This is a genomic window from Mesorhizobium sp. M4B.F.Ca.ET.089.01.1.1 (assembly GCF_004022605.1).
GTDB lineage: Bacteria > Pseudomonadota > Alphaproteobacteria > Rhizobiales > Rhizobiaceae > Mesorhizobium > Mesorhizobium abyssinicae.
Map to the genome: position 1 here is coordinate 1 of NZ_RZOS01000203.1, position 9,882 is coordinate 9,882.

Consider the following 9,882-nt stretch of genomic DNA (forward strand, 5'->3'; position numbering starts at 1 on the left):
GTCATGGATAGGTTGGGCGCGAGGCCCCCCTCTCTGTCCTGCCGGACATCTCCCCCTCAAGGGGGGAGATCAGCAGCTCAAAGCGCGGCGCTTTTTCTTCGGCCCTGAAGAGTGGCGAAAGCGCAGGCGACATCCAATCTCCCCCCTTGAGGGGGAGATGGCCGGCAGGCCAGAGAGGGGGGCTCAAGCGCCACCTTTCGCGCGATCAGCCGCCTGAGCCGCCAGGATCTTCTTCACCTCGGCAACCAGTTCGCTCTCCGCCACCGTCACCTGTGCGGGGCGTGCGGCGCGCCATTCGGCGTTGTCGGTGATCTCGGCCGACATGCGCGCGCCTTCGATCAGGTCCTTGATCTGCACCTCGCCCCGGGCACGCTCGTCGCCGCCCTGGATGATGGCGACCGGGCTGCCGCGGCGGTCGGCGTATTTCAGCTGCGCCTTCATGCCGGCGCCGCCGAGATACATTTCCGAGCGGATGCCGGCGGCGCGCAGATCGGCGACCATCTTCTGGTAGCGGCCGAGGCTTTCCGTGTCCTTGTCCATGACGAGCACCACGACGGGTGCGATGACATCGGAAATGTCCAGCTTGCCAAGGTTCTTCAGCGCCGTCATCAGGCGCGAGACGCCGATGGAAAAACCGGTCGCCGGCACCGGCTCGCCACGGAAGCGCGAGACCAGCCCGTCATAACGGCCGCCGCCCCCGACCGAACCGAAGCGCACGATCTGGCCGTCCTCATTCGGGATCTCGGCCAACAACTCGGCCTCGAAGACCGGACCGGTGTAATATTCGAGGCCGCGCACGACGGAGCGGTCCATGGCGACGCGGTCTTCGCCATATCCTGCCGCTCTGACCAGAGCTTCGATCATCGCAAGTTCGGCGACGCCTTCCTGGTAGACGGCGTTGGAACTGACGCTGGTATCCTGGCCAGCCTGTCCGTTCCTCGCCGTTGCAAGCAGCACAGCTTCGGCCTGCGTGTCTTTCAGTCCGGCGCCCTTCGCGAAATCGCCTTCGCCTTCCTTGCCACCATCCCAGCGCCCCGGACCAAGCAGGAGCCTGACGCCTTCCGGCCCGAGCTTGTCCAGCTTGTCTATCGCGCGCAACACCGTCAGCCGGCGCCCCGCATTCTCGTCACCGCCGAGCCCGATCGCTTCCAGCACGCCGTCCAGCACCTTGCGATTGTTGACGCGGATGACGTAGTCGCCGCGCTTGATGCCGAGCGCTTCCATGACGTCGGCCATCATCATCGCCATCTCGGCATCCGCCGCGACGCCCGGCGTGCCGATCGTGTCGGCGTCGAACTGCATGAACTGGCGGAAGCGGCCGGGTCCGGGTTTTTCGTTGCGGAACACCCAGCCGGAGCGGTAGCTGCGATAGGGTTTCGGCAGCTTGTCAAAATTCTCGGCGACGAAGCGCGCCGTCGGCGCGGTCAGATCGTAGCGCAGCGACAACCACTGGTCATCATCATCCTGGAAGGAGAAGACGCCTTCGTTCGGCCGGTCCTGGTCGGGCAGGAATTTGCCGAGCGCGTCGGTGTATTCGATCATCGGCTGGTCGACCGGCTCGAAGCCGTAGAGCTCATAGACGCCGCGGATGGTCGCCATCATCTTCTCGACGGCACGGATGTCATCGGCGCCGCGGTCGGCAAACCCGCGCGGCAGCCGCGCTTTCGTCTTTTCCGATTTGTCGGCCATGGGATGGGTACTCGGTGTTTCGTGGCGTTGCGTGGGCCGGTTAGATTACCGCTTTCCACGGCGGGCGTGTCCTAGCCGATGCCGCTTGGTGCGGCAAGGGTTTGCGGCTCGATCCGCAACGAGGCTTGAGTTCGGACAGTTTGCGAACGCCGCGCCGCCCCTCATCCGCCTGCCGGCACCTTCTCCCCGTATAGTGACGGGGAGAAGGAGAGACTTCGGCGCCGGTGCTACAATTCCAACGTTGGCGATTGGCGAAATCGGCGATGACGGCGTCCTTCTCCCCGTCACTATACGGGGAGAAGTGCCCGGCAGGGCGATGAGGGGCAGCGCCAGGCAGCTGAAGACGTAAGCACCAATTGCTGTGGTTAGTAGTTTGGAACGCCTGAGGCATTTCTGAAACCAACCCCACCAAAAAAGGAAACAATTCCGCCATCAGCGCGGCATCGTGCCGACACAATCGCAGCCGATAAAGCGCACCGAAACCAAGGGGTTCGGGGCTATGAGCACCACGGGACAATTCGACACAATCGACAGCGGCGCGCGCGAACTGCCCGCGCGGCTGCGTCCGGCCGATGGCCAGGCCCTCGTAACGGTGAGCCAGGTGGCGGGCCCGTTCGAGGTGGAGCCGCGCCAGGGCTCGTCGATGCGCGATGCGCTGATGACCGGCCTGCTGGTCATCTACCCGGCCTTCGCCGCGCTGGCGGCGATCGTCGCCGGCCTGTTCCTGACCGGCGCCAGCGGCATCTGAGGGCGCGACCTGACCTTCTCCCTTGTGGGAGAAGGGGAAGGAAGTCACTTCGGCCGTTTGAACCTCTTCCGCTCCGCCTCCACCTCCTTGCGGCAGACGCATCCTTCGAGATGGTCGTTGACCAGGCCCATAGCCTGCATGAAGGCATAGACGGTGGTCGGGCCGACGAAGCTCCAACCGCGCTTCTTCAGCTCTTTCGAGATGCGGACCGAGACCGCCGTCGTCGGATTGGCGCGCAGATGGGCGAGGTCGACGATTTCGGGCCGTTCGCCGGCCCCCGGCTCGAACTTCCAGAACCAGGCGGCCAGCGAGCCGAACTCGTCAACCATTTCGCGCGCACGTTTGGCGTTGTTGATGGTCGAGACGATCTTGCCGCGATGGCGGATGATGCCGGCATTGCCGAGCAGGCGCTCGACATCCTTGTCAGTGAATTGAGCCACCTTGTCGAAGTCGAAGCCAGCGAAGGCCTCGCGGAAATTCTCGCGCTTGCGCAGGATGGTCAGCCAGGAAAGGCCGGACTGGAAGCCTTCGAGGCAGATCTTCTCGAAAAGCCGCCGGTCGTCCGTTACCGGGCGGCCCCATTCGCGGTCGTGGTAGTGCATATAGTCCGGCAGATTGCCGTGCCAGAAGCAGCGCGCCTTGCCGTCGGGACCGTCGAGCAGGCCGGCATTTTCAGTTCCCATTGCCAGAAATCCATTCGTTAATGCGCCTCGGCGCCTGTTTTACCGTGGCTTTACCAGATTCCTGAACCGGCCGGTAACCACACCAAAAGGTTTACTGACACATCGGCATTTTACGCATTCCGATTCATGTTTCGGTTGCCGCTTCGCGCCAAGGATCGCGCAACCGGGGGCGGTTTCGTGCCTCCGTCCGTTCGACGATCAAGGTGCGTTCCGATGAAGACAGTCTTGTTTTCCCTGCTGGGTGCCGCGGCGGTTCTTGCCGCCGGCGCCACCTCCTCCAATGCCGATGACCGCTATGCCGACCGGCCGCCGGTGATGGTGAGCCCCGACCTTTCGGCGCCCTGGGTGCTGCAGCTCGGCCATGCGCCTGGTATCGTGCGGCAGACCCGCCAGATGGTGCAGCAGCCGCAGCGGCGCTATCTGCAGGTCCAGCCCGACCAGCAGCGCACGGCGGCGGTGCAGCAGCCGGCCCGGCGCACGGCGATGCGGCCGCAGATCAACCCGATCTACCTGCCGCAGGAAGTCGCGTTCGACGGGCCGCAGAAGCCAGGCACCATCGTCATCGATACGCACCAGAATTTCCTTTATCTGGTCGAGAAGGACGGCAAGGCGCGGCGCTACGGCGTCGGCACCGGCAAGCCGGGCTTCGAATGGTCCGGCACGCACAAGATCACCGACAAACGCGTCTGGCCCGACTGGCGCCCGCCGGCGGTGATGATCAAGCGCGAGGCCGCCAAGGGGCGCTATCTGCCGACCTATCTGGCCGGCGGCGAGGAGAACCCGCTGGGCGCCCGTGCGCTTTATCTCGGCACGACTGAATACCGCATCCACGGCACCAACCAGCCATGGACGATCGGCGGCGCCGTATCTTCCGGCTGCATCCGCATGCGCAACGAGGACGTCGTCGACCTCTATGAGCGCGTCAATGTCGGAACGACGGTGGTGGTGATTTAGGGACTGCGAATCTGCCGGTCAGGCAGCGCCGACTAATTTTGGCGCCAGCTGTTGCTCCCAAGCCATAGCGCATATTCGGGAGACGTGCTTAGACTGGCAACGAGTTAACGGGGGACGGGCCGTGTGGGGATGCGGCCGGTCACGAAAGGGCAGCACGGGAAACCGTGCTGCCCTTTCGCCTTTCCAGGCAAAACGCGTCGCGCTGAAGGCAGAGCGTTTCGTTTTCGGAGGCTGATTTCCCGGACGGCCTCTGCTATTGCAGCGCACAATTCCCGACACCAAAGGTCAGCCATGTCCCGGTCCGACGACAGCCGCTATCTCAAGGGTGGGCCGGTGGCCCAGCGCATCATCGCCTCCGTGCGCGAGGACGCCGCGATCGCCACCGCCGAAGGTTTTCCGCCGAAGCTGGTGTCGATCACCGTCGGCGACACCGCCGCGGTCGACGTCTATGTGCGCAACCAGCGCGCCAAGGCGGAACTGGCCGGCATCGGCTTCGAGGAACGGCGCTTTGCCGCCGACATCACCGCCGGCGAACTGGAGGCCGCGATCCACGGCCTCAATGCCGATCCGCGCGTCACCGGCATCATCATCCAGCGGCCGGTGCCGGTGCACATCCCGATCAAGACGCTGCAGGCGGCGGTGCATCCGCTGAAGGACGTCGAGGGCATGCATCCGGCGTCTATCGGCAACATCGTCTACAACCAGCTCGACCTGGCGCCCTGCACGGCGGCAGCCTCGGTCGAGCTGCTCAAGGAAACCGGGCTCGACCTCAAGGGGCTCGAGGTGGTCGTCGTCGGCCATTCCGAGATCGTCGGCAAGCCGATCGCCTTCCTGTTGATGAGCGAGGGCGCGACGGTGACGGTGTGCCACCACATGACGCGCTCGGTGGCAGCGCATGCGCGGCGCGCCGATGCGCTGTTCGTCGCCGTCGGCAAGCCGCGGCTGATCAAGGCCGACATGGTCAAGCCCGGTGCCGCCGTCATCGACATCGGCATCAATTCCGAGATCGGACCGGACGGCGAGACCCGCATCGTCGGCGACGTCGACACCGAAAGCGTCAAGGATGTGGCCTCCTGGATCACGCCGGTGCCGGGCGGCGTCGGCCCGATCACGGTGGCGATCCTGCTGCGCAACACGATGGTGGCGCTCAGCCGCCAGCGCGCCCTCTACCAGGCGACCTACGGCGTGGCGGACAAGCTCGCGGCGGAGTAACTGCTGTCGTCAGGTCCACTGCGACACATGGCATGTGATCCGGCTTTCTTCGTCCCAGAAGACGTAAAGCATGCCGCCGCTGCCCCAGAAGAAGCCGGCCAGCGAGTCGAACTGCAGCAGAAATTTCATTTCCCGATCCGTTCCAGGAACCAGCGGGAACTGCGGTCCTTGGACCCAGGACGGCAGTCCGCCGAGCCGAAACAGGTTCTGCCGCGAATTGCTTATTCCATAGGACTGTCTGAGCCAGCGTGGCGGCGTGGCCGCCACGCGCACGGTGCTCACAAGCGAAGCCGGCTCGATTGCGGAACCATCATCGGAATGAAATGGGCCAATGGGCGTCGGCCTGCCCTCGGCATCGTGCGAATAATAGGTCGGCTCGAGAGAGTTCGCGCAGGTTTCGATGGAAAGCCCAGGAACAGACTTCTCCTCAGAACTGTCCAGTGTAACCAAGTGAGTCAATTTCTGCCGGCAGACTGGACATGTCGCCGAACCTCTGCCGCCAACCGCAAGTGGTCCGCCGGTGGTCGGCAGATGCCAAGTGGGGTGGTTGCGGTGCGTCGGAAAGGGCGAGTCGCTCGGAGAAACCCCTTCGAAGATAAAATGTTTGCACGCTGGGGCTGACCGCAGATCGGTATGCTGCTGCCAGTCCGCAAAATCGTAACTGGTCGCCAGCGCGGCGTCTGGAAACAAGTCTGGAGCCTGCAGCAAAGCGTGAGACAACAAGTCTTCGACATCCGTCCCGCGGCTTGCTGCGCTTTGGAGGAAAAATGCAAGGCGGGCCAAGTCCGCATCGTCGAGGAACGAAACCGCGTCTTCGATCAGAGTGACCTGGTGAACGCCCGCTTCCACAGCCGCCTTGATCAGCTCAAGCAGGAACGCCGATCCGTCTTTCAAGTGTTGGGCGATAATGGCTTCGCAGTCGGCATAGCGACCCTGAAACGTCGAACGCGACAGGTCTGTTAGAAGACGAACTGCGGTTTGAATATCTTGCAGTCGTGGATTGGACATCGCCGCATCGTCCTCGGCAAGCGCTGCGTGGTCAACTCATTTTGGGCGGCTCGCCACCATAGGCCCAGTCGAGCAGTTTTATCGTGTGCACCACCGGCAGCTTCGCGGCGGAGGCGATCTGGGTGATGCAGCCTATGTTGCCGGTGGCGACGATTTCGGCGCCTGTCGCCTCGATGTTTTTCACCTTGCGGTCGCGCAGTTTTGCCGAGATCTCGGGCTGCAGGATGTTGTAGGTGCCGGCCGACCCACAGCACAGATGGCCTTCGCGCGGCTCGCGCACGACAAAGCCGGCCCTGGCCAGAAGCTCCTTCGGCTGCCGGGTGATCTTCTGGCCGTGCTGCATCGAGCAGGCGGAATGATAGGCGACGACGGTGCCCGGCTTGCGCAGCGGTTCGGGCAGGTCGAGACCGGCCAGATATTCGGTGATGTCCTTGGCCAGCGCCGAGACCCGCGCGGCCTTTTCGGCATAGGCCGGATCGAGGCGCAGCATGAAGCCGTAGTCTTTGATCGTGGTGCCGCAGCCCGATGCGGTGATGACGATAGCATCGAGCCCGCCCTGATCGACGGCGCGGATCCAGGCGTCGACGTTCCGCCTCGCCGAGGCAAGGGCTGCCTCCTCGCGGCCCATATGGTGGACGAGCGCGCCGCAGCAGCCCTCGCCTTCCGGCACCACGACCTCGAAGCCGAGCCTTGTCAGCAAGGAGATGGTCGTCTCGTTGATGGCCGGATCGAGCACCGACTGCGCGCAGCCGGTCAGGATGGCGACGCGGCCCTTTCGCGTGCCCTGCCCAGCGTGCGTGCCCGGCTTCGCCATCGGCGATGCCAGCGGAACCGACGGTGGCGCGAGCCTCAGCATGGCGGCGACAGGCTTCAGCGCCGGCAGCTTTTCGAACAGGCCGATGAACGGCCTGCCGAGCCCGGCCAGTTTCAATGCCGTGCGGAAGCGCGAGGGATAGGGCAGCACGAAAGCCAGCACGGCACGCGTCAGCCGGTCGAGCAGCGGCCGCTTGTAAGTCTTCTGGATGTGGGCGCGGGCATGGTCGACCAGATGCATGTAGTTGACGCCCGAGGGGCATGTCGTCATGCAGGCGAGGCAGGACAGGCAGCGGTCGATATGGGTGACGATCTCCTTGTCGGCCGGCCGGCCGTTCTCGAGCATGTCCTTGATGAGATAAATCCGCCCGCGCGGCGAATCCAGCTCGTTGCCCAAGGTCACATAGGTCGGGCAGGTGGCGGTGCAGAAGCCGCAATGCACGCATTTGCGCAGGATCTTTTCCGATTCCGCGACGTGCGGATCGGCAAGCTGGGCGGCTGAGAAGTTGGTCTGCACCGGGGAGTCCTATTGTCCGAGGAGCCAGCTTTGCGGGTTCTTGACCGGCTCGCCGCGCTGCAGCGCCTGCAGCCCGAGGATGCAGCGGGCGATGAACCAGACGGCAGCGGCAAACATCAGCAGGAAGCCGATCACGAGCATCATCAGGATCACGGAGATCAGCGCGTAGAGCAAACCGATCCAGAAGGTCCTGATCAGGAAGGTGTAGTGGCTTTCGACGAAGCCGCCGGCCTTGCCGCGGTTGATGTAGGCAAGCACGATGCCGACAATGCCGGTGACGCCAATGACGAGGCCGGCGAGATAGAGAATATAGATGACCAGGGCGTTGGTCGAACCCGGCTCCAGCCAGCGATCGGTCTGGCGAGGTCCGCCGCCCGGGCCTTGATTGATGTTGCTCATTGTGCTCCTCCTTCCGATGAGTGTGCCAGAGTAGCAGAGCTGGAACCCGGCGCCATTCGGCCGGGGTTGAGGATATGCTTGGGATCGAATTCGGCCTTGAGCCGCGCCGACAGCGCCGCCAGATGCGGCGGCTGCGGCTCGAACACCGGCAGCGCGGCGCGATGCGCGGGTGCGGCGCGCACCAGCGTCGCGTGGCCGCCGCCATGCTTGCGGATCAGGCTGCGCAGCAGGTCGGCCTCGGGGTCGTTCTCGCGCATTGACAGCCAGACCAGACCGCCCTGCCAATCGTAGAAAGCGTCGACCGCCGCCTGCATGCGCAGGGCCATCACCATGTGATGCGCCTGCGACGGCGCCATCGACACACGCCAGACCGGTCTCGCACCGCCATCGGCGAAGGGTATGCAATCGCGGATATCGCGCCAGATGGCCTTCGACGCCTCGCCGGCGATCTCCTCCAGCGGCCCTGCTTTGCCGAGCAGGCTCTTCAGCGCCTCGATGCGATAGACCACGGAAGGGCCAAAACCCTCGACGCGCAGCAGCGTAGCGGCATCGCCGCCATGCTTGCCGGCAGCGACGCGCGCTGTGATGCGCTCAGGCAGGTGCGCAGCGCTCGACACTTCGGCGCTGGAGCCTAGCGCGAGCGCCATGGCCGCGACGGCAGCATCGTCGAGCAGGCCGCGGATGGCTAAAGTCACCTCGGTCTCCGCCGCCGGGAGCACCTTGAAGGTGACGTCGGTGAGCACGGCGAGCGTGCCCCAGCTTCCCGCCATCAGTTTCGACAGATCGTAGCCGGTGACGTTCTTGACGACGCGACCGCCAGACTTGAAGGCCTCGCCGCGGCCGGCAACCGCCGATATTCCGAGAATGTGGTCTCGCGCGGCCCCCGCCTTCAGCCGGCGCGGGCCTGACAGGTTGGCGGCAAGCGCGCCGCCGATCGTGCCGCCCTTGCCCCCTTGGCCCGGCTCGCCGCCGAGCAGCGGGCCATAGTCCATCGGCTCGAATGCGAATTGCTGGCCGTTTTCGGCGAGCAGCTTGTCGATGTCGGCGAGCGGCGTGCCGGCTCTGGCCGACAGCACCAGCTCGGCGGGCTCGTAGAGGGTGACGCCGGCAAGTTTCGAAAGGTCGAGCGTGTGCTCGCTCTGCTGCGGACGCCCGATGCCACGCTTGGAGCCGTGGCCGAGGATCTCCAGTGGCGCTTCCTCCGCCGCCGCCCACTGGACGGTGGAGAGGACTTCGGCGGCGGTGGATGGGGTGAAGGTGGTCATGGCTTGGCACCTTTCCTCGCCCCCGCAAAGCGGGGGAGGGGTGATAGGCGCTCCTTCGCCCCCCTCTCTGTCCTGCCGGACATCTCCCCCTCAAGGGGGGAGATCAGACGTCGCGCAGGGTTTCGCCAATCTCCCACGTTGGCGGGAAGGCGAGGCGCAGACGCTGCCGATCTCCCCCCTTGAGGGGGAGATGTCCGGCAGGACAGAGGGGGGTGTTCAAGCGCCAACTTAGCCACTCAAAACCTCGGAATGTCCGGAAACGCCACCTGCCCGCGATGCACGTGCATGCGCCCCAGCTCGGCGCAGCGGCGGAGCTGGGGGAAGACCTTGCCGGGGTTGAGCAGGTGGTTGGGGTCGAAGGCGCATTTGACGCGCATCTGCTGGTCGAGGTCGACCTGGTTGAACATTTCCGGCATCAAGTCGCGCTTTTCGACGCCGACCCCATGCTCGCCGGTCAGCACGCCGCCAACCTCGACGCAGAGGCGCAGGATATCGGCGCCGAAGCTTTCGGCCTTGTCGAGCTCGCCCGGCACGTTGGCGTCGTAGAGGATCAGCGGATGCAGATTGCCGTCGCCGGCATGGAAGACGTTGGCG

The 9,882-nt window shown here is 64.8% G+C and carries 10 protein-coding genes; 3 read left to right on the forward strand and 7 right to left on the reverse strand.

Features of this window, described 5'->3' with window-relative positions; all coding sequences use genetic code 11:
- Nucleotides 1–183 precede the first annotated feature (183 nt).
- On the reverse strand, nt 184–1,689 hold the full coding sequence (hisS, locus tag EN780_RS19155) for a histidine--tRNA ligase (RefSeq protein WP_128275001.1): 1,506 nt from the start codon (nt 1,687–1,689) through the stop codon (nt 184–186).
- A gap of 499 nt (nt 1,690–2,188) precedes the next feature.
- On the opposite strand from hisS, the gene EN780_RS19165 reads away from it, so the two are divergent.
- Nucleotides 2,189–2,437 (forward strand): hypothetical protein, encoded by a 249-nt coding sequence (locus EN780_RS19165; protein ID WP_127393818.1) that lies wholly within the window; start codon nt 2,189–2,191, stop codon nt 2,435–2,437.
- 44 nt (nt 2,438–2,481) lie between these two features.
- Here EN780_RS19165 and EN780_RS19170 read toward each other — a convergent pair whose 3' ends face one another.
- Entirely contained in the window at nt 2,482–3,120 is a 639-nt protein-coding gene (locus EN780_RS19170; protein WP_127393817.1) for a DNA-3-methyladenine glycosylase I, read from the reverse strand.
- A gap of 213 nt (nt 3,121–3,333) precedes the next feature.
- Here EN780_RS19170 and EN780_RS19175 point away from each other — a divergent pair, with 213 nt between their 5' ends.
- Both EN780_RS19175 and EN780_RS19180 read left to right on the forward strand, forming a co-directional pair.
- Nucleotides 3,334–4,074 (forward strand): L,D-transpeptidase, encoded by a 741-nt coding sequence (locus EN780_RS19175; protein ID WP_127310602.1) that lies wholly within the window; start codon nt 3,334–3,336, stop codon nt 4,072–4,074.
- A gap of 291 nt (nt 4,075–4,365) precedes the next feature.
- A complete protein-coding gene (locus EN780_RS19180; RefSeq protein WP_128275002.1) occupies nt 4,366–5,286 on the forward strand; it encodes a bifunctional 5,10-methylenetetrahydrofolate dehydrogenase/5,10-methenyltetrahydrofolate cyclohydrolase in 921 nt (306 codons plus the stop codon).
- A gap of 9 nt (nt 5,287–5,295) precedes the next feature.
- Here the strand turns inward: EN780_RS19180 and EN780_RS19185 are convergent, their stop codons facing one another.
- From EN780_RS19185 to EN780_RS19210, 5 genes are all read right to left on the reverse strand, one after another.
- Complete coding sequence (locus EN780_RS19185; protein ID WP_128275003.1) at nt 5,296–6,294, reverse strand: hypothetical protein; 999 nt, start codon at nt 6,292–6,294, stop codon at nt 5,296–5,298.
- Nucleotides 6,295–6,325: 31 nt separating this feature from the next.
- Nucleotides 6,326–7,624 (reverse strand): glycolate oxidase subunit GlcF, encoded by a 1,299-nt coding sequence (gene glcF, locus EN780_RS19190; RefSeq protein WP_128275004.1) that lies wholly within the window; start codon nt 7,622–7,624, stop codon nt 6,326–6,328.
- Nucleotides 7,625–7,633: 9 nt separating this feature from the next.
- Complete coding sequence (locus EN780_RS19195; RefSeq protein ID WP_128275005.1) at nt 7,634–8,023, reverse strand: DUF4870 domain-containing protein; 390 nt, start codon at nt 8,021–8,023, stop codon at nt 7,634–7,636.
- Nucleotides 8,020–9,288, reverse strand: a complete 1,269-nt coding sequence (gene glcE, locus EN780_RS19200) for a glycolate oxidase subunit GlcE (protein WP_128275006.1) — start codon at nt 9,286–9,288, stop codon at nt 8,020–8,022. Before glcE ends, EN780_RS19195 begins: the two co-directional genes overlap by 4 nt.
- A gap of 236 nt (nt 9,289–9,524) precedes the next feature.
- The coding region (locus EN780_RS19210; protein WP_281035373.1) for an FAD-linked oxidase C-terminal domain-containing protein at nt 9,525–9,882 on the reverse strand (358 nt) is incomplete at its 5' end.